The organism is Comamonas suwonensis (assembly GCF_012844455.2).
Taxonomy (GTDB): Bacteria; Pseudomonadota; Gammaproteobacteria; order Burkholderiales; family Burkholderiaceae_C; genus Comamonas; species Comamonas suwonensis.
This window is the reverse complement of sequence record NZ_JABBCQ020000002.1, coordinates 267522-286208: the sequence shown is the minus strand read 5'-3', so window position 1 is coordinate 286208 and position 18687 is coordinate 267522. Positions and strand designations below refer to the sequence as shown.

Sequence of the window (18687 nt, the reverse complement as noted above, 5' to 3'; positions counted from 1 at the left end):
AAGCGTTAGCAGCTATTTTTTATGAAATCTTAGGTAATAGCCTGCCAGCCCGGCAAGGCCAGCAGTTTTTGCCAGTCCTGCGCTTCTGGCACATGGCTCAGTGCAGACCAGTTGGCCTCGAAGCGCAGCGGCTGGCCACTCACGGGGTGGGCAATCTCCAGGGCCTTGGCATGCAGCCACAGCCGCTGCTGGCCCAGTCGTTCTGCCCACCAGCGGTTCAGCGGGCCTTTGCCGTGGGTGGCATCGCCAATGATGGGGTGAGCCACGTGTTTGAGGTGGCGGCGAATCTGGTGCCTGCGGCCCGTGGTGGGCAGGGCCTGTACCAGGCTGATACGGGTTTCGGCATGGCGGCCGTCATAGCTCTCGGGCCATGACAGTTGTGACAGGCAGCGCAGCGTGGTGTGGGCTTCTTGCACGGGCGCATCGTCTGGGGCGTCGTCGGGTTTCAAGGCGTGATCGACCTCCAGCGCACCGGGCAGCCAGCCGCGCACCAGGGCCAGATATTCCTTGCGGGTTTGGTGCGCCGCAAAACTGGCGGCCAGCGCCTGAGCGGCTTCCTTGTGCAGCGCCATGACCAGCACGCCGCAAGTGCCCTTGTCCAGCCGGTGCACGGGCCAGACATGGCGACCCAGCTGGTCGCGCAGCGTCTGCATCACAAAGCGGGTTTCATGCGCATCCAGCCCCGTGCGGTGCACCAGCCAGCCTGCGGGCTTATAGACCACGACCATGTGCTCGTCCTGCCAGAGGATGTGCAACGGGGGATGGACGGGCAGGGCGGTTTCGGTCATGGCAGGCTAACGAGGAGCAGAGGGCGAAAACAGGGCGAGCCGCACTCTAACCCAGCGTTGCTGACCTTGCCGTGGCGGGCTTTGTGTTTTGCCAGTTGCAGCAGTCATGCGCCGCGCACGGTGGGGGTGAGTGCAGGGCTGGCGGACAATGGCTGCGGGACGGTGCAGGCGCTTTGCATGGACTGTCATGCTTCTTTATTCATAGCTTTTAGTGCTTGATTGATAAGCGCTTGAGGCTGTTTTTGCTTGGTATTTTGCTGTGATCTTCAAGGGCGTTGTCGTCTCTGTTCTGTCGTGCGTGCTGTTCGCGTCTCTGTATTACCTTTCGCCCTTTCTAGCCCCGCTGGATGGCGAGCAAATCTTTGGCTGGCGCGTACTGGTCACGCTGCCCTTCACCACCGCTTTGCTTTGCGTGGTCAAAGAGGTGGCTGCCGTGCGTGCGCTGCTGGCGCGGGGGTTAAAGCAGCCGGTGTTTGCATTGCAACTGTTGCTGAGCGCGGCGCTGTTGGGGGTGCAACTCTGGCTCTTTATGTGGGCGCCCATGAATGGGCGCGCGCTGCCCGTGTCGCTGGGCTACTTTCTGCTGCCGCTGGTGATGGTGGTGGCCGGGCGCGTGCTGTTTGCCGAGCGGCTGACGCGAGCCCAGGCGCTGGCTACGCTGGTGGCGGCCGTGGGTGTGGGCCATGAAATCTGGCAGGCCGGCAGCATGTCGTGGGAGACCTGGGTCGTCGCGCTGGGCTACACCGTCTATTTCTCGCTGCGCCGCTGGCTGCACACCGATACGCTGGCCGGGCACTGGGTCGACATGGCCTTGCTGCTGCCCGCAGCCATTGCCTTTACGCTGCGTGCACCCCATAGCTGGCCGCTGGTGGCAGAGCATCCGGCGCTGTGGCCCTTGCTGCTGGTGCTGGGCGTGGTCAGCGCTGTGGCGCTGGCGCTTTACATGATTGCCAGCCGCTGGCTGCCCATGGGCCTGTTCGGCCTGCTGTCGTATGTCGAGCCAGCCCTGCTGGTCGTTGTCGCATGGCTGCTGGGCGAAAGCATTGCGCCGCAGCAGGTGCTGACTTATGTCCTGATCTTTGCCGCCGTGGGCTTGCTGATCGGCGATGGCATCTGGCATTTATGGCGTGGGCGTTCACACAGGCTTCACTGAGATGGAGACAGTCCTTGCCCCAACTTGGTGCGCAGGGCGGCAATAATTGCTTTTTTGTCTCTTTGAAGGAATCGCTCGCCATGGCATCGACCACATCCCCTATTCGCGTTGGCATTGTTGGCTACGGCAATCTGGGGCGCGGCGTGGAAGCCGCCGTCGCCAAGAACCCCGACATGCAGCTGACGGGGATTTACACACGTCGCAACCCTTCGCAGCTCCAGCCTCTGAATGTCGGCACACCCGTGCACGCCATGGACGTACTGCTGTCCCACAAGGGCCAGGTCGACGTGCTGATTCTCTGCGGTGGCTCCAAGGACGACCTGCCCAAGCAAGCCCCCGAACTGGCAGCTCACTTCAATCTGATCGACAGCTTTGACACCCACGCCCGCATCCCCGAGCACTTTGCCAATGTGGACTCGGCCGCTCAGGGCAGTCAGTGCACGGCGCTGATCTCGGCCGGCTGGGACCCCGGCATGTTCTCCATCAACCGCGTGATGGGCGAAGCCCTGCTGCCCGATGGCGCGACCTACACCTTCTGGGGCAAGGGTTTGAGCCAGGGCCATTCCGACGCGATTCGCCGTGTGGACGGCGTGGCTGGCGGCGTGCAGTACACCATCCCCGTGGAAGATGCGGTGAACAAGGTACGCTCTGGCGTGCGCCCCGAGCTGAGCACCCGCGAAAAGCACAAGCGTGAATGCCATGTGGTGTTGAAAGACGGGGCTGACGCCGAAGCCGTGCGCAAGACCATTGTGGAAATGCCTCACTACTTCGATCAGTACGACACCACCGTGAGCTTCATCACGGCCGAAGAACTGGCCCGTGACCACGCTGCCATGCCCCATGGCGGTTTTGTGATTCGCAGCGGCAATACCAGCGCCGAAAACAAGCAGGTTATCGAGTACCGCCTGCAGCTGGACAGCAATCCCGAGTTCACCTCCAGCGTGCTCGTGGCCTACGCCCGCGCTGTGCACCGCATGGCGCAAGCCGGCCAGCATGGCTGCAAGACCGTGTTTGATGTGGCTCCCGGCATGCTTTCGCCCAAGAGCGCTGCCGAACTGCGCGCTGAGCTGCTGTAAGTTTTCAGCGCCTTCAGTCAAAAAGCCTCGCCAATGTTGCGAGGCTTTTTTATACAAAAAATGGCTGTGGTCTTTGTCTATTGAGCGCAAGCGGCTATCAAATCAGGACTCCTTGCCAGTGCCCACGCGCGCTGCATCTTCCAGTTTGTCCACATCGCGCAGGGGCTTGAACAGTGTCATCCACGCACCCACCACGCCCAGTGTGCACAGGCTGCCCAGAATGGCGGCAGGCACCACGCCAAACCAGGATGCGCTGCTGCCCGCGCGGAACTCGCCCAGCTCGTTGGAGGAGCCGATGAACAGCATGTTCACCGCATTCACGCGGCCGCGCATATGGTCGGGTGTGGAAAACTGCACCAGCGCGCTGCGAATGTAGACGCTGACCATATCGGCCGCCCCGGCCACGGCCAGCGCCAGCATGGACAGCACAAACCAGTGCGAAAGCGAAAACACCAGATTGGCCAGACCGAACACGGCCACGGCCGCAAACATCACCTTGCCCACGCGGCGGTTGATGGGGCGCGAAGCCAGCCACAGTCCCATGCACACCTCGCCCACGGCCATGGATGAACGCAGCAGGCCCAGCCCTTGCGGGCCGACCTTGAGCACTTCGTGCGCATAAACGGGTAGCAGCGCAATCACGCCGCCCAGCAATACGGCAAAAAGGTCCAGTGAGATGGTGCCCAGAATAATGGGCCGTGTGCGCATAAAGCGCAGCCCTTCGGCAAAGCGCTGCCACATGGTGCTTTGGTCATCAGCGCTGGGCGCTTTGAGGTTGGCAAAGCGCACGGGCACCTGGCTCAGCAAAGCAGCGCCCAGAATCAGGCTGATGCCGCAGACCGCATAGGTCAATACACCTCCGCCCAGCGCATAAAGCAGGCCGCCCAACACTGGTGCGGCGATGGCTGAAATGCGCATCAGCATGCTGTTGGTCGCCAGCGCCTTGGCCAGTTGCTCGCGGGCCACGATTTGCGGCAGCAGGCTTTGCAGTGCCGGGCCGCTGAAGGCGCGGCTGCAGCCGAACAGCACCAGCACTGCGTAAATCCAGTTCACATAATGGGTGCCGCTCTGGGACAGCAGCCATAGCAGGCCGGAGCAGACAGAAGCCAGCAGCCAGCTGATGGTGAGAAGGCGCTTGCGGCTCATGCGGTCGCTGAGGTCACCAGCCGGTATCAGCAGACACATCATGGGCAGGAACTGAGCCAGGCCCACATAGGCCAGCGACAGTGGCTCGCGCGTGATGTCGTAGACCTGCCAGGCCACAACGACGGCCTGCATCTGCTGCGCAAACATGGTCAGCATGCGCGCCAGTACAAAACTCAGAAAAGCGGGGTCGCGCAGTGGTGCAGCACTGGGTGCATTAGGCGCAGATTCAGGGGAAGGCGAGGGACGAGGCAAGAGGAATTCCGTGATGGCGGCCAATGCCGATATGCGCTGATGCGCCTGCCGAGCAATGTAAAAAATCAGACATCAGAGTATCTGCGATTGCCCTGTGCCGTGCAGAAGTCATGGGCAAGGAAGTGATCACTGTCGGCCTTGCGATGAGCTGACCTGAACGCTGCGAATGATGAGAAAACGGAGGAGTGAAATCCCGCTGTTTGTTAAAAAATATTTTCCGACGATGGCATGAGCGTCTTTCCCACAACTGGAAAAACGCCGGAGATTCACCATAGCTATACGCAAAAAGGTTGGCGTTGCGATTGAAAACGTTTTCATTCAAGGAGTCCCATCATGTCCATGCTTTCGATGCAATACGCTGGAACGCTTCTGGGGCGCGAAGCAGTCATTGAATTCCCGGACAGCCATGCCGAAGTTCGCTACACCGCCAAGGGACAGATGCGCTGGCGCGTGGTGGACTCCCAGGGCCATGTGTCCAAAGGCTGTGAAAAGCTCAGTTATCTGCAGCTCAGCGATCACCTGCACTTTCTCAACTGGATCGAGAAAACCGGCTTTACCGTCAGTCAGGTCATCGACTCCGCCAAGGGCACGGTTCAGGCCTTCTGGTCCTATGCCGATGAGCAGTGTGAAACAGGTCATCGCTCTTCCATGTTTGTGGAAGGCCGCTTCCGTCTGCGTTGAATTTCTCGGCTCTCGCTAAAGCCTTGTGGCAGCGGCGAGGTCTGAACTGTTTTTTGTGTGTGAAGTCAGTGTCTCTCCTCTCTTGCCAGCATCTGAAAGGTGCTGGCTTTTTTTGTCCGTGAAACATGGGAGCAGAGATGCGTCACTGCGTAATTTTTGATCGCGTGCCTAAGCGCCATTGGTGGTGCGGGTTTATGGCGTTCCAGGGGTGCTTGTCCACAGGACGCTCCACAGTGATTGGGTATAACCCGTAGATCTGCTCATGTCTCTGCTATGGATGGAGCAGCAATAGCTAAGTCGCTTTGATCAAAGGGAATTTTTTCTTGTGAGCGCCAATTCAATGTGAGTTGGGTGCGTGAAACATTGGCGCCCTGAAACGCGCCCTGGAAACAAAAAAGCCGACGCTGTGGTCGGCTTTTTTGTGCAGGCTGCGCTGACTTATTTGCGTTTGTCTGCAATGGCGGAGGAGACCACCATGTCCAGCACATAGGCATAGCTGGATGCATCGGCAGGCACGTTCTGGCGCTTGAAGCGGTTGATGCGCAGCACATTGCTCACGCCTGCTTCGTGCTTGTAGCCTTCAATTTCGCTGTAGAAATTTTCCCACGGACCGGTATAGGTCTTGACGCCGTTTTCGCCGTAGCGGATTTCACGCACTTGCAGGCATTGGTAATCCTTCATCACACCATGGCTGCAGGCTTTGCGCTCGGGGGCCACTTCCAGAAAGATGCGTTCGGGAGCGCTGCCGTACTGCGTCTGGGGGGTGGGTTTGCCGCTGAGCTGCCAGCGTGTGCCATCGATGAACTGGACCGTCAGGCGGGGCTGCTCTTGCGTGGTTCCACCCAATTGCACATTCCACTGCTTGCTTGTGGGCAGGATGCGGGCGACTTTTTGCTCCAGCATCATGAGCTGGCTGTCGTTGCAGGCACGCAGTGTGCTCACGGTGCGTTGCACGTTCAGGCGCTGGCCTTCAACGCTATAGCCTGCAGAAATGACATTGCACAGGTTTTTGACCATGACGCGCTGGTCGGCAAACTCCAGCTCGATAGGCGCATTGTTGCCGCTCAGAAACCAGCTCTGGTCTTCAGCGCCAGCAGGGGAGAAGGCTTGTTGCAACTTCCAGTGGTAAGCCGTCAGAGATGCGGCATCGCCAGCGGGGCCGTTGGGGCCCGGCTTGCTGACGCCACCACCGCTAGTCGTGCCGCAGGCGGCCAGCGTCATGGAGGCAACTAGAGGGAGGCACCAGGTCCAGCGAAATTTCATGAGGATTCCTTCAATGTGAAATAGGGGGAGATGGCAGCAAGCTGCGTCTGAGGCATCAGAGTCGTGTTGACGATATCAGTTCCCCGTGTACCTCTGTGACCTTAACCGAATGCTGGCAGCGCTTTTGCGATTTGAGTCGTTCACATTGTCAGTAAATGCTGCGACGATGGCTATAGGGGCGGTCAGCAAGCTTGGCGTATGCCGTGAAGGCGCTGTAAATATGGCAAAAATCCGTATTTCCGGCATTGGTTCGCCGGTCAAGGACTTGTCAAGCTGCTACCCTTGAGCGCTGAGGGTGCGCATTGCGCATGTCTAGGTATCAAGGAAATTGTGTGCGCTTAGGTGGAGTTGCTTTGTCTGCAAAGAGTTTTTTGAATCTGGGTCTTGCCAGTGTGCTGGTCGGTCTGTTGAGCGCCTGCGGCACCTCCCAAACGGTGCACGAGCCGCTGCAAGAGACTTTTGATTCAAGCTCCACGTTCTCTCGCGGCTTTGATGCGACGCCTGCGCAGACCTGCGAGGCGGCGCGCCGGGCTTTGCTGAGCCAAGGCTATATCGCTACGGCCAGGACCCAGGAGCTGATTGAAGGGCGCAAAAACTTCCAGCCCAATGTCGATACGAATCTGGAAATCAATTTCCGTGTGGTGTGTGTGCCGCAGACCAGCGATGGACAGGTCAGTTTGGGTTTTGCCACGGCATTGCAAGATCGGTACACGCTCAAGAAAAGTGCGAACTCGGCCAGTGTGGGCGTGAGTGCGCTGGGCTCGCTGTCTCTGCCGTTTTCATCCAGCACGGACTCGCTGGTCAAGATTGGCAGCGAGACCATTTCCAGGCGCAGTTTCTACGACAGCTTTTTTGAGCTGCTGGAAAGCTATCTCAAACAGGACAAGGAAACGCCTTGAGTACATAAGGATAAAATGGCCTTGCAACCCTTGATGGGCTTGCGGTAGTCATATCAAATGCATAGCGAAAAGCGGCTTTTTAAGCCGCTTTTTTGTGGGTGTGAGTTTCGCTTAAATAAACAGAGCCGGGTCCACCATGGCGCGGTTGAGCATCACGCTCCAGTGCAGATGTGGGCCGGTCACGCGGCCTGTAGCGCCAACCTTGCAGAATGCGTCGCCTGTTTGCAGCATGTCGCCGACCTTGCAGTTCACCTGGCTCAGATGGCAGTACATGCTGAGCAGGCCGCCGCCATGATCCAGCCAGACCGTGCCGCCATTGAAGAAATAATCGCCCACATCAATGACCTTGCCGGGCAGCGGAGCCTTCACCGGCGTGCCCGTTGGCGCAGCAATGTCCATGCCGCTGTGCGGATTGCGGGCCTGGCCATTGAAGATGCGGCGCAGGCCAAAGCTGCTGGAGCGGCGGCCGGGCACAGGCACCTGCATTTGCAGGCTGGCAGCCATGGGCAGCGGCTGGCTCAGGCTGGTCATGACCGTTTTGAGGTGGGCGGCCTCGCGTTCATAGCGGGCGTTGTCTTCGGGGGAGAGGTCCACGGTCTTGGGCGAGACCTTGAGGCGCTGTTCCACATACTTCTTGTCTTGCACCAAGAGGCGCTTGTCGCGTAACTGGCCGTCCATTTCCACGGGCAGGGTGTATTCACCGGGAGCGGTTGAAAGAGGAATGCCGATCAGCGCCGTCCACTCAATCATGTCGCCAAGCACCAGCGCGGGTGCATCGTTGTAGCTGAACTTTGGGCGGGTCGATGCTGGACCTAGCGAGAGGCGGGCTACGCCGCCGGGCACGCGGCTGTCTTGTGGCCAGACGCTGTCGCTTTGTGCGGCTTTGGCAGCCCATGCGGGGGCGCTGGCAATGCTTGCCGTCAGGCCCATCCATTGCAACAGGCGGCGGCGTTCAAGAGCTATGTTCATGTTCATCTTTGATTAAAAAAGGGCTGTAGCCCATATCTATCAAGCGCTGGCTGATACAGGAACGATAGCACGAGGGAAGCCGCTGTCAGCGCAGGTGGGGCCAAAGGGTGTGCAGAAGATTGGCTCTTGAATGAATAGCTGCGCACGCTTGTGAGGCGTGCACAGCAGGGCAAAACGGCCCAGACGTTTAACGCATGATGAGAAAGGCGATGATCGCAATCACCGCCACGATGGCGAGCAATGTCACCATCTTCATGCCTTGGCTTTTGCCATTTACTCCATGGCCTCGGTCATCAGCATGGCCGTGCCTTCCTGACTCAGAGGCTTGCCATTGGCCTGAATTTCACCTTGGGCAAAGACAATCTCGGTGCGAATTTTTCCGTCCTGGTCTTCAAAAATACCTTCCTTCGTGAGCAACTCCAGGCTGCCCTGAGTCTGGAACTTGGCGGCGGAGTCAATCTCCTCGGGCTGGTAATCGCTTTCATCGTCGAGATTGGCGATCAGGCTGGCGCGCTTGCGCGATTGGATCAGGCTTTCCATCAGGGGTTTGGGTATATCGGCCTTGACGCTGACCTTCAGATCCTTGAGCAGATTGCCCATTTTTTCGCTATCCCCCAGATATTGAACGGCGGCAGAAAATTCGCTCACGCCTTCAGGTGTGCGCATGGACAGGCGCTTGATTTCAATCGACGGCTGGCGCGCCAGAGCCTGTGTCAGTGACTTGAGCATTTTTTCGCGGAAATCTTCGCCAGACATTTTGTCTTCATCGTCCGTGGCTTCTTCACCCTCGGCGCGCTGCGCGTTCATGCGCTTGCTCATCTCCATGGCCTGGTTGATCCAGCCTGCATCGACATTGTTGAAGGCCATCTCCAGCACTAGGTCGTTGGCCTGCTTGTCTTCCAGCTTGGCGCTCTTGATGCCAGATTTGAGTGTCATCTCAACCACATCACCCTTGAGCAGGGTGTCCGAGTCCATGCTGATGCCCTCGAAATGGCTGACCGAGGTTTTGTCGTCTTGAATCTTGCTGGTTGCAAACTTGGCAATATTCATGGCAAACGGGCCGGTCCAGAACTTCTGGCCTTCGGGCTGCTTGATGTCAAAGCGAATCTCGGCCTTGTCCATCGTTGCGCTGCCTTCGGCATCCTTGAATTCCAGGCCTGCAAAATGGCCTGTGCCCTTGGCGCCCTTCAGGTTGGCGGGCATGTCCCAGTCGATCTTCATGCCGCCCCAGGTCATGTCGCTGTCATTGACCTTGGCGTTCACGGCGGGCGAGGTCATGACGTTGGAGCTGCTGCGGCCCCAGCCGACTTTGGTTGCGACCTCTAGCGGTGAGCGACCATCGAGCGCTGCTTTCAGCGCGGGTTCCACATCGTCGGGAAGATTGAAGCGGGTATGAATTTCGGCAGCATGTCCCAGAGGCAAAGGGCCGTGGCTGATCTTGTGCTCCGCAGTGAATTGCGTGGGCTCATCATCGTTTTCCAGCGTCCAGACCGTTTTGGCGGTGGAGGAGAATGCTCCGCGCTCGTAGCTGGTGATCTGAACCTTGACGCCGTAGTCGCTGCCCTTGGCAAGGCCTTCAGTAAATCTTTGCTGCAGTTTTCCGCCCATGTAATAGCTGGTGCCCAGAGCGCCTGCGACGACCACGGCTACCGCCGCTGCAATACCGATGCCTGCTTTCTTATTCATTGATTCCCTTTGATGATTGATGAAAAGCTTTTAATGAATTAATTGATTAACTTTGATAGTTAATCTAGAGAAATTGATTCTAGAAAGAAAAAGGCGAAATTAAGCAATTTCACAAAGTTTTATGGCGCTGCTTTGAAAGTACAAAATTTAAATACCGCTGGTATTTGATTTTTATCTGGGTTCAGAGAAAGTCAATTTCTGTGTATGGCTGAGAAAGCTCAGAACCCTGCTTCGGGTCTGTATTTCAGGTACGTGCGATGCATGCTTGAATAAAAAAAGGCTGCCGAGAATCCTCGGCAGCCTTTATCAATGCTTGAAAGCAAGCAGCTTTACTTGCCCCAGCTGTCCTTGAGGCCGGTGATCTTGTTGAACACGGGCTTTTCAGTGCTGTGGTCCTTGCGGTCAGCCACAAAGTAGCCAAAGCGCTCGAACTGGAACTTGTCATCGGGCTGGGCGCTTTTGAGCGAAGGCTCCACGTAGGCCGTCACCACCTTCAGGCTGTTGGGGTTCAGCAGCGTCAGGAAGTCCTTGCCGCCCGCATCAGGCTGGGCGTCGGTGAACAGGCGGTCGTAAAGGCGCACTTCGGCTTGCAGGCCGTCGCTCACGCCCACCCAGGTGATGGCGGCCTTGACCTTGACGGTATCCGCACCGGGCGTGCCGCTCTTGGTGTCTGGCACCACGGTGGCCAGCACCTTGATGATGTGACCGTCAGCGTCTTTTTCGCAGCCGGTGCACTCGATCACATAGCCGCCCTTGAGGCGCACCTTGTTGCCTGGGAACAGGCGCTTGTAGCCCTTGGGTGGTTCTTCGACAAAGTCTTCACGCTCAATCCACACTTCACGGCCGATGCTGAAGTGGCGCTCGGCCACAGGCTCGCCTTCGGCGGGGTGAGGCAGGGCAGGCAGGGTGCAAGGCTCCAGATAGTCGGCGCTGCCAAATACTTCGGCCCAGTTGCTGAGTTCGAGCTTGACGGGGTCCAGCACGACCATGGCGCGGTGGGCCTTGTTTTCTAGGTCTTCGCGCAGGCAGCCGTCCAGCGTGCCGTAGTCGATCCAGGCGTAGTCCTTGGTCACGCCAATGCGTTCGCAGAAGTTGCGGATGGATGCTGGCGTATAGCCTCGGCGGCGCAGGCCCACCACGGTAGGCATGCGGGGGTCATCCCAGCCCGTGACCAGGTTGTTGTCCACCAGATGCTTGAGCTTGCGCTTGCTGGTGATTACATAGGTCAGGTTCAGGCGCGAGAACTCGTACTGGCGTGGCTGGGGCGAGTCAATCAGGCCGCCTTCGCGCAGGTGGTCGAGCAGCCAGTTGTAGAAGGGGCGCTGATCTTCAAACTCCAGCGTACAGATGGAGTGGGTGATGTGCTCCAGCGCGTCCTCAATAGGGTGCGCGAAGGTGTACATCGGGTAAATGCACCACTGGTTGCCGGTGTTGTGGTGCTCTGCATGGCGCACGCGGTAGATCGCGGGGTCACGCAGGTTGATGTTGGGCGCAGCCATGTCGATCTTGGCGCGCAGCACGGCAGCGCCATCGGCCAGCAGGCCGGCCTTCATGTCGGCAAAGCGCTGCAGGTTTTCTGCCACGCTGCGATCACGGAAGGGGCTGTTGACGCCGGGACGGGTGAAGTCGCCGCGGTTGGCCTTCATGTCGTCGGCAGACTGCTCGTCCACATAGGCCAGGCCTTGCTCGATCAGGTAGACCGCACAGCGGTGCATGAAGTCGAAGTAGTTGCTGGCGAAGTACAGGTTGTCGTTGCCGCTGGCATCTTTCCAGTCAAAGCCCAGCCATTTGACGGCATCGATGATGCTGTCTACGTATTCCTGCTCTTCCTTTTCAGGATTGGTATCGTCAAAGCGCAGGTGGCAGACGCCGCCGTAGTCGCGGGCCAGACCAAAGTTCAGGCAGATGGCCTTGGCATGACCAATGTGTAGATAGCCATTGGGCTCCGGCGGAAAGCGGGTACGGATCTTGGCCTGATCGACCTGACCGCTTTGGTGGTGCTGGGCATCACCGGGCGTACCGCCCCAGTGGCGGGTGGCATAGGTGCCCTTGTCCAGGTCGGATTCAATGATCTGGCGCAGAAAGTTGGTGGGCTTGACCGCCTCGGGGGCGGCGTTGGTGGATTGGGAGGCGTCAACAGAGCTCATTGCACCATTTTAGGCTGGCTGCCATGACCTCGTGTTGACCTGCGGACACTGCTGCTGTGCATTTGGTCACAATATCTGGCGGGAACCGGCCAACCGAATCTGAGTCACAAGCGTTATATCCTCAGGGCTGAAGACTCCGCATAGATCTGCAAGCTCTGCCCTCGATGACTCATAAACAGAGGAGAGATTGTGATGTTCAAAACCACTTCCCCCCGCATTGCCAAGTGGCTGGCGGCTGCTTCCATGGCTGTCGCAGGCTTGATGGCGGCTTCGGGCGCTCAGGCGCATGGCGGCGGCGTCAGCTGGTCGATTGGCGTGGGTGTGCCCGGCGTTGCTGTGGGCGTGGGGGCTCCGGTTTATATGCCGCCTCGTCCTGTGTATTACGCACCACCTCCCGCTGCGTACTATGCGCCTCCCCCTCCTGTGTATTACGCACCTCCTCCGGTGTACCGTCCTGCTCCCGTCATGGTGGTGCCCGGACCCGGTTATTACCGCGGTGGCTACGGATATGGCTATAGGCACGGACATCGTCACAACCACCATCACCACCGTTAATGGAGGATTGAGTTTTGGGCATTACGCCCACCGCTCACAAAACCACGGCTGCTCAGGCAGCCGTTTTTTATGCCTGCAGCAATGGTGTAGCGCTCGCATAATCCGGGGCAGTCATAGAACAAGGAGAGTGCTTCCGTGAAAACCGTTTACGTCCTCAATGGCCCCAATCTGAACCTGCTGGGCATGCGCGAGCCTGCCATCTATGGCTCGGCCACGCTCGACGATGTCAAAAAGCTGTGCGAAGCCGCCTGTCAGCGCCACGGCCTGGCGCTGGTATTCCGTCAGACCAATCACGAAGGCGAACTGGTGGACTGGGTGCATGAAGCCGGACGTCTGCAGGCCAAGGGCGAGCTGGCAGCCGTCATCATGAATGCCGGTGCCTATACCCACACCAGCGTGGCGATTCTGGATGCGATCAAGGGCACGGCCGTGCCGCTGGTGGAGCTGCACATCAGCAATGTTCATGCGCGCGAGAGCTTTCGCCACCATTCCTATCTGTCTGCTGCTGCCCGTGCGGTGATGTGCGGCTTTGGCGTGGCGGGCTATGGCCTGGCCATTGATGCGGTGGCGGAGTGGTGATTGCGCTCAGTACTGAGCGCGCTTGCTCTCTTGAGCAAGTCTCGCAGGAGCTGGGGCTGCCCCTGCCGCCTTTGATGCTGCAGTTGCAGGCCCGCTCTCAGCGCGTGGTGACTTCACTCAGCGCAGAAGAGGGCAGTGGGCAGATGGTCTGGCATGGCTGGCAGCCCCCTGCGGGTGTGGCGCCGCGCGGACTGCCTTTGGTGATGCTGCATGGCGGCAGCGGCAGCTGGACGCACTGGCTGCGTGTGATTGAACCCCTGACCGCCGCCGGTTACAGCCTGTGGCTGGCGGACTTGCCCGGCTTTGGTGAGTCCGACGGCGTGCCCGGTGGCATGGATGTGGACACCATGCTGGAGCCGCTGGCCTATGGCATCAAGCAGTTGCTGGGTAATGAAAGTACTGGTGCAAGCACGGGTCCCGTCTGTGATCTGGTGGGTTTTTCCTTTGGCGGCATGGCGGCAGGCTTGTTGGCCGCAGCTCACCCAGAGCTGGTGCAGCGCCTGCTGATGGTGGGTGCACCGGGTATGGGCATGACTGAGGGGCGGGCTGTGCGCCTCAAAGGCTGGCGCCATCTGTCGGGACTTGAGGCGCAGATGCAGGCGCATCACCACAATATTGCCGAGCTGATGCTGCATGATGCATCGCTGATTGACGACGAGACACTGGCCCTGCATGCGCTCAACGTAGCGCGTGACCGCCTGCCGCGCAGACGCCTGTCGCGCACCGATGTGCTGGCGCAGGCATTGACCCATGTGAAAGTGCCCGTGGCGGCCATTTACGGCCGGCATGACCCGCTGTACGTGGGGCGCTTGCCCGAACTGCATGCGCTGATGCAGCGCCAATGCGCTGGCCCGCTGCACTGGCAGGTGATGGAAGAGGCCGGCCATTGGGCGCAGCATGAGAGTCCTGCGGAATTTTGCGCGGCACTGCAGCAGGCCCTGCCATGAGCAGCGCAGCAGCCTTTGTGCTGACGGAAGCCGATGTGCAGTGGAGCGCTGTGCGCTCCCAAGGGCCGGGCGGCCAGAACGTAAATAAGGTGGCCAGCGCTGTACACCTGCGTTTTGACATTCGTGGCTCGCGTTTGCCAGACGATGTGCAGCAGCGCCTGCTGGCGCTGGGCGATTCGCGCATCACTACCGAGGGCGTGGTGGTCATCAAGGCACAAAAGTACCGCACGCAAGAGCACAATCTGTGGGATGCACTGGAGCGGCTCAATGCGCTGGTTGCCACCGTGGCCAGACCACCGCGCCCGCGCAAGGCCACCAAGCCTACATGGGGCTCGCAGCAAAGACGGCTGCAGGGCAAAAGCGTGCGCTCTGGCATCAAGGCACTGCGTGGCCGGGTTCAGGATTGATACTGTTTTAGGCCGCTGGCGCAATGACTGCAAGCGCTGGCAGCTATCAAAAAGTCCTTGATTACAGCGCCGTGGCCATTTGCGCCACACAATAGCGTGCTGCGGGTCTGCGCTATATTTTTTTGATAGCTGCCACCGCAGAATACAAAAGCACTACAGGCGGTTTTCCTCTTATTTTTACCTCCTTTGGGAGTTTTCATGACCACACTGCCTTTGACCTACTTAGAGCGGCCTGCTCAACCCGCCGCCGGGCGGCCCGCATGGTTGCTGGTGCTCATGCATGGTGTGGGCAGCAACGAGCAAGATCTATTTGCTCTCGCGGGCTATGTGCCGCCGCAGTTTCATGTCATCAGCCTGCGCGCGCCGTTTGCCATGGGCATGGGGGCGTATGCGTGGTTTCAGTTCACGGTGGATGCCGACGGCACGCGCCACATCAACGTGCCTCAGGAGCAGCAGGCGCGCACGCTTGTACAGCAGACGATTGAGCAGGCGGCGCAGCAGCTCGATATTCCGCCCGAGCGAGTGGTACTGGGCGGCTTTAGCCAAGGCGGCATCATGAGCCTGAGCCAGCTGCTGACCCAGCCGCAGACACTGCGCGCCGCACTGATCTGGCACAGTCGCCTGCTGCCTGAGATTGCATCGCTGCATGCGCCCGCTGCCGCGTTTGCGGGCAAGTCAGCCTGGGTGAGCCACGGCACTTACGACAATGTGATTCCGCTGACCAGCGCGCATGCCATTCGGGACAGACTGGGTGCCTTGCCCATGCAGCTGACGTATCACGAATACCCGGGTGCGCATGAAATTCGCCCGGAAGAACTCAAGGCCAGCATGCAGTGGCTGCAGGATTTGACGGAGCCTGCGCAAGCCCCAGACGCTGATCAATGACCGGCGGTTTTTGAAAAGATATTGATCACCAGCACGCCGCCCACAATCATGGCCATGCCAGCCAGGGCGGGGGCGTCCAGCTTCTGCCCTTGCCAGAAATAGGCCACGGCCGATACCAGCACGATGCCCACACCGGACCAGATGGCGTAGGCCACGCCCGTGGGCACGGTGCGCAACGTCATCGACAGCAGGTAAAACGAGATGGCATAGCCGACCAGCGCCACGCCCGTGGGCATTAGTTTGGTGAAGCCGTCCGACTTGGCGAGAAATGAGGTGGCAATCACCTCGCAGATGATGGCCAGGCCCAGATACAGGTAATTTTTCATGGCAAGCACTTTAGTGCGAGTGAGTCCTGCCTGTTTTACCCGCTGTGCCAAAACCCCGTGCCGGATCTGGCCCACCTTGCCAAATTTTTATGGCTGTGCGCACATCGCCAGCACGGGGCGATGTGCGCAGTTGTTGCCTTAGATCGTGGGGTAGCTGCCTGTGCCTTCGGGCCAGGGCGTCAGCACATCAAAGCCGGTTTCCGTCACCACCACCATGTGCTCCCACTGGGCGGAGAGCGATTTGTCATTGGTGATGACCGTCCAGCCGTCTGCCAGCTCGCGTGTGGCAGCCTTGCCGGCGTTGAGCATGGGCTCGATGGTGAAGATCATGCCGGGCTCCAGCACCAGCCCTTGGCCGGGCGTGCCGTAGTGCAGCACCTGTGGTTCGTCGTGGTAGACCTTGCTGATGCCGTGACCGCAGTACTCACGCACGATGGAAAAGCGCTCGCGCTGGGCCACGGTTTGAATGGCGTGACCCACATCACCCAGCGTGGCACCGGGCTTGACGGCGTGAATGCCGGCGACCAGTGCTTCATAGGTTGTGTTGACCAGACGCTTGGCCAGGTTGCTGGGCTGGCCCACGTAGTACATGCGGCTGGTGTCGCCAATCCAGCCTTCGGGCGTGGTGACGGCTACGTCGACATTGATGATGTCGCCTTCCTTGAGGATTTGCTTGGCATCCGGGATGCCGTGGCAGATCACATGGTTGACGGAAGTGCAGACGGTCTTGGGAAAGCCGTGGTAGCCCACATTGGTGGGCGTGCATTGGAGCTCATTGACGATGTAGTCGTGGCAGATTTTGTCCAGCTGGTCGGTGCTGACGCCGGCTTGCACATGGGGCGTGAGCATGGCCAGCACCTGAGCGGCCAGACCACCGGCCTTGCGCGAGAGAAAAATGTCGGATGCGTCGTGAATCGGCACCATTTTTTGTTTGCCGCGCTTCATTGCATGCCTCCCACCAGGCGCACAGAGCGGGGGCGGCGTGCAGAGGCCTCTACCTCATAGTCTGTCAGCGGCTGCAGTTGCAGCGTGCGTTCAGCCTCTTGCAGCAGTAGGGCGCAAATACCTTCGTAATTGAGCTGAGGGTGATGCTCGGCCAATTGGCCTACGCGCAGCCAGTGTTCGGCCTGAGCATTGATAGAGCGGCCAAGGGCCGCGCTGGAGACACGAATCTGGTCGTGTAGCTGGTCTGAAATTTTGACGATTCCCATGGGCACGCATCATACGGCGGGTATACGTTTCGTATATTGGTAGTCGAAAATTGCATGGTTGAGCGGGCGGATTTTTACAGCGCTGACTTGACTACAGAAAGCCTTCTATAGGCAGCCAGCTCAGCACCCGCACCATGGCGCGCTTGAACCAGCTGGTGCCCGGGTCGTGGCTGAAGGTTTGCAGCTGACCTGTTTCACTGATCCATTGCAGCTTGCCGCTGGCATCCAGTTGTACTTTGTAGGCCAGCATGGGCAGGTACTGATCGAGCGTCTGGCTGACCTCTTGCGCCAGTTTGGGGTTCAGTATGACCAGCCCCTGCTCGGTATTGAGCAGAGCTGAGCGTGGGTCGAAATTGAAGGAGCGGACAAACAGACGCTGTCCATCAATGGCAAAGGTCTTGGCGTGCAGGCTGGCACCGGAGCTGCCAGCCACTCCGCCCTTGCTGCCGCTGAATGCGGCGGGCGATGGCGCTTCTCCATAGGCTTTGGGGGCATTGCGTGGCTGCAGATCAATCTGGCGGCGCATTTCGTACAGCTCGACCCCGAGTTTGAGCAGAGGCTTGCGATATTGCTCATAGCCCGCATGCACGGCGGCGACGTCGGTGGCCTCAAGGCTATTGGTCAGAATGCGCACCTTGATGCCCTGAGCGCGCATTTGTGCAAAGGCGTTGATGCCGGCCTGTGTGGGCACAAAGTAGGGCGAGATCAGGTCCAGCGACTGGGCTGGTGTGCCAATGGCCGGTTGCAACTGGGCCAGCATCAAGTCTTCTTTGCCTGCCAGGCTCAAAACCTTGGCGGGGTCGTCGCTGACCAGCGTGGCGGCAGCCCATTCCAGCGGCAGATTGCCCGAGAGCAAATCCTGGCTGAACCGGCTTTGCTGCACGGCCTGAATATAGGCCTGGGATTCAGGTCGCAAGGTGTCGGCCTGCAGGCTGCTATAGACCTGCTGCACGGCTTGCTCTGGCATGGGTGGCAGAAGGCTGGCGCTGGGATAGGCGGACTGGCTGTTCCAGTAACGATCAAAGTCGCGGCCAATATCGGGCACCACGGTGCCGACAGCGACCACATCAAGGTCGGCAAATAGCACGCCATCCGTGGCGGCAAAGTACTCGTCGCCAATATTGCGGCCCCCGACGATGGAGGCCTGGTTATCTGCCGTAAAGCCCTTGTTGTGCATGCGCCGCTGGGTGCGCGAGAACTCTGTGACGTAACCCAGCACTTTGGGTGTGCGCAGGGCAAAGGGGTTGAGCAGGCGCACTTCAATGTGGGGATGCTGATCCAGCGCAGCCAGCGTGGCATCCATGCCGGCGGTGCCGCCGTCGTCCAGCAGCAGTCGCACGCGCACGCCGCGGTTGGCTGCCTGCAGCAGTTCATTGAGCAGTAGGTGACCCGTGGTGTCGTTGCGCCAGATGTAGTACTGCACATCCAGCGTGTGCTGGGCCGCTCGGGCCAGCAGGGCGCGGGCGGCGTAGGCGGCATAGGCATTGCTCAACGGGTGAATGCCGCTCAGCTTGGGGTGCGCTTGCTGCAGTGGTGCCAGCGCCTGACCGAGCCGTGACTGGGTTGCAGCTTCTGTACTCAGTGATTGCGTGGTGGTGCGCTCGGGCATGGGCGGCAGGCTGCAGCCGGTGAGCAGGCCCGCGATCAGCAAGGCGGCCGTGCTGGGCCACAGGGAAAGTGCGAAGCGAAGGGCCTGTGTGTGTTGCATCGCGCCAGT

At 59.5% G+C, this 18687-nt stretch carries 21 protein-coding genes; 9 read left to right on the top strand and 12 right to left on the bottom strand.

Annotated elements, in window-relative coordinates; genetic code table 11:
• Nucleotides 1–29: 29 nt before the first annotated feature.
• Nucleotides 30–788 (bottom strand): pseudouridine synthase, encoded by a 759-nt coding sequence (locus tag HF327_RS03445; RefSeq protein ID WP_169106891.1) that lies wholly within the window; start codon nt 786–788, stop codon nt 30–32.
• Between the two features lie 262 nt (nt 789–1050).
• Between HF327_RS03445 and rarD the strand changes: the two genes are divergently transcribed.
• Together rarD and HF327_RS03435 are read left to right on the top strand one after the other, a co-directional pair.
• Nucleotides 1051–1941 carry an EamA family transporter RarD gene (gene rarD / locus HF327_RS03440; protein WP_169106994.1) on the top strand — a complete coding sequence of 297 codons (891 nt, stop codon included), beginning with the start codon at nt 1051–1053 and terminating at the stop codon, nt 1939–1941.
• 80 nt (nt 1942–2021) lie between these two features.
• Nucleotides 2022–3017 (top strand): diaminopimelate dehydrogenase, encoded by a 996-nt coding sequence (locus HF327_RS03435; RefSeq protein WP_169106890.1) that lies wholly within the window; start codon nt 2022–2024, stop codon nt 3015–3017.
• A 102-nt stretch (nt 3018–3119) separates the two neighbouring features.
• Here the strand turns inward: HF327_RS03435 and HF327_RS03430 are convergent, their stop codons facing one another.
• Both HF327_RS03430 and HF327_RS03425 read right to left on the bottom strand, forming a co-directional pair.
• Nucleotides 3120–4415, bottom strand: a complete 1296-nt coding sequence (locus tag HF327_RS03430) for an MFS transporter (protein ID WP_169106889.1) — start codon at nt 4413–4415, stop codon at nt 3120–3122.
• Entirely contained in the window at nt 4390–4737 is a 348-nt protein-coding gene (locus HF327_RS03425) for a hypothetical protein (protein WP_169106888.1), read from the bottom strand. Before HF327_RS03425 ends, HF327_RS03430 begins: the two co-directional genes overlap by 26 nt.
• Nucleotides 4738–4748: 11 nt before the next feature.
• Here HF327_RS03425 and HF327_RS03420 point away from each other — a divergent pair, with 11 nt between their 5' ends.
• The gene (locus HF327_RS03420) at nt 4749–5096 is read left to right on the top strand and encodes a MoaF-related domain-containing protein (RefSeq protein ID WP_099736296.1); all 348 of its coding nucleotides are present in this window, start codon (nt 4749–4751) and stop codon (nt 5094–5096) included.
• A 438-nt stretch (nt 5097–5534) separates the two neighbouring features.
• On the opposite strand, the gene HF327_RS03415 is transcribed toward HF327_RS03420, so the two are convergent.
• Complete coding sequence (locus tag HF327_RS03415; RefSeq protein WP_169106887.1) at nt 5535–6359, bottom strand: META and DUF4377 domain-containing protein; 825 nt, start codon at nt 6357–6359, stop codon at nt 5535–5537.
• A gap of 332 nt (nt 6360–6691) precedes the next feature.
• On the opposite strand from HF327_RS03415, the gene HF327_RS03410 reads away from it, so the two are divergent.
• On the top strand, nt 6692–7258 hold the full coding sequence (locus HF327_RS03410) for a DUF2242 domain-containing protein (protein WP_198460397.1): 567 nt from the start codon (nt 6692–6694) through the stop codon (nt 7256–7258).
• 111 nt (nt 7259–7369) lie between these two features.
• Here HF327_RS03410 and HF327_RS03405 read toward each other — a convergent pair whose 3' ends face one another.
• The 3 genes from HF327_RS03405 to HF327_RS03395 all read right to left on the bottom strand — a co-directional run bounded on the left by HF327_RS03405 (nt 7370) and on the right by HF327_RS03395 (nt 12060).
• Nucleotides 7370–8227, bottom strand: coding sequence for a peptidoglycan DD-metalloendopeptidase family protein (locus HF327_RS03405; protein WP_407927020.1), 858 nt, complete (start codon nt 8225–8227; stop codon nt 7370–7372).
• 273 nt (nt 8228–8500) lie between these two features.
• Nucleotides 8501–9913 carry a YdgA family protein gene (locus HF327_RS03400; protein WP_169106886.1) on the bottom strand — a complete coding sequence of 471 codons (1413 nt, stop codon included), beginning with the start codon at nt 9911–9913 and terminating at the stop codon, nt 8501–8503.
• Nucleotides 9914–10242: 329 nt separating this feature from the next.
• The gene (locus tag HF327_RS03395) at nt 10243–12060 is read right to left on the bottom strand and encodes a glutamine--tRNA ligase/YqeY domain fusion protein (RefSeq protein ID WP_169106885.1); all 1818 of its coding nucleotides are present in this window, start codon (nt 12058–12060) and stop codon (nt 10243–10245) included.
• Nucleotides 12061–12252: 192 nt separating this feature from the next.
• On the opposite strand from HF327_RS03395, the gene HF327_RS03390 reads away from it, so the two are divergent.
• The 4 genes from HF327_RS03390 (at nt 12253) to arfB (ending at nt 14548) form a co-directional block, all read left to right on the top strand.
• Nucleotides 12253–12615 carry a hypothetical protein gene (locus HF327_RS03390; protein WP_169106884.1) on the top strand — a complete coding sequence of 121 codons (363 nt, stop codon included), beginning with the start codon at nt 12253–12255 and terminating at the stop codon, nt 12613–12615.
• Nucleotides 12616–12750: 135 nt separating this feature from the next.
• Nucleotides 12751–13194 (top strand): type II 3-dehydroquinate dehydratase, encoded by a 444-nt coding sequence (gene aroQ, locus HF327_RS03385; protein ID WP_169106883.1) that lies wholly within the window; start codon nt 12751–12753, stop codon nt 13192–13194.
• Nucleotides 13195–13268: 74 nt separating this feature from the next.
• Entirely contained in the window at nt 13269–14141 is an 873-nt protein-coding gene (locus HF327_RS03380; protein ID WP_198460406.1) for an alpha/beta fold hydrolase, read from the top strand.
• On the top strand, nt 14138–14548 hold the full coding sequence (gene arfB / locus HF327_RS03375; protein ID WP_169106882.1) for an alternative ribosome rescue aminoacyl-tRNA hydrolase ArfB: 411 nt from the start codon (nt 14138–14140) through the stop codon (nt 14546–14548). The genes HF327_RS03380 and arfB overlap by 4 nt, the downstream gene beginning before the upstream one ends.
• Here arfB and HF327_RS03370 read toward each other — a convergent pair.
• Complete coding sequence (locus HF327_RS03370) at nt 14539–14748, bottom strand: hypothetical protein (protein WP_169106881.1); 210 nt, start codon at nt 14746–14748, stop codon at nt 14539–14541. The two genes, arfB and HF327_RS03370, sit on opposite strands and share 10 nt — an antisense overlap.
• Between HF327_RS03370 and HF327_RS03365 the strand changes: the two genes are divergently transcribed.
• A complete protein-coding gene (locus HF327_RS03365) occupies nt 14747–15433 on the top strand; it encodes an alpha/beta hydrolase (protein ID WP_169106880.1) in 687 nt (228 codons plus the stop codon). The genes HF327_RS03370 and HF327_RS03365 overlap by 2 nt on opposite strands.
• On the opposite strand, the gene HF327_RS03360 is transcribed toward HF327_RS03365, so the two are convergent.
• The 4 genes from HF327_RS03360 to HF327_RS03345 form a co-directional block, all read right to left on the bottom strand.
• On the bottom strand, nt 15427–15759 hold the full coding sequence (locus HF327_RS03360; protein ID WP_169106879.1) for a DMT family transporter: 333 nt from the start codon (nt 15757–15759) through the stop codon (nt 15427–15429). The two genes, HF327_RS03365 and HF327_RS03360, sit on opposite strands and share 7 nt — an antisense overlap.
• 138 nt (nt 15760–15897) lie before the next feature.
• Nucleotides 15898–16704, bottom strand: coding sequence for a type I methionyl aminopeptidase (gene map, locus HF327_RS03355; RefSeq protein WP_169106878.1), 807 nt, complete (start codon nt 16702–16704; stop codon nt 15898–15900).
• The gene (locus HF327_RS03350; protein WP_169106877.1) at nt 16701–16970 is read right to left on the bottom strand and encodes a ParD-like family protein; all 270 of its coding nucleotides are present in this window, start codon (nt 16968–16970) and stop codon (nt 16701–16703) included. The genes map and HF327_RS03350 overlap by 4 nt, the downstream gene beginning before the upstream one ends.
• A 91-nt stretch (nt 16971–17061) precedes the next feature.
• On the bottom strand, nt 17062–18678 hold the full coding sequence (locus tag HF327_RS03345) for a phospholipase D family protein (protein WP_169106876.1): 1617 nt from the start codon (nt 18676–18678) through the stop codon (nt 17062–17064).
• Nucleotides 18679–18687: the final 9 nt, after the last annotated feature.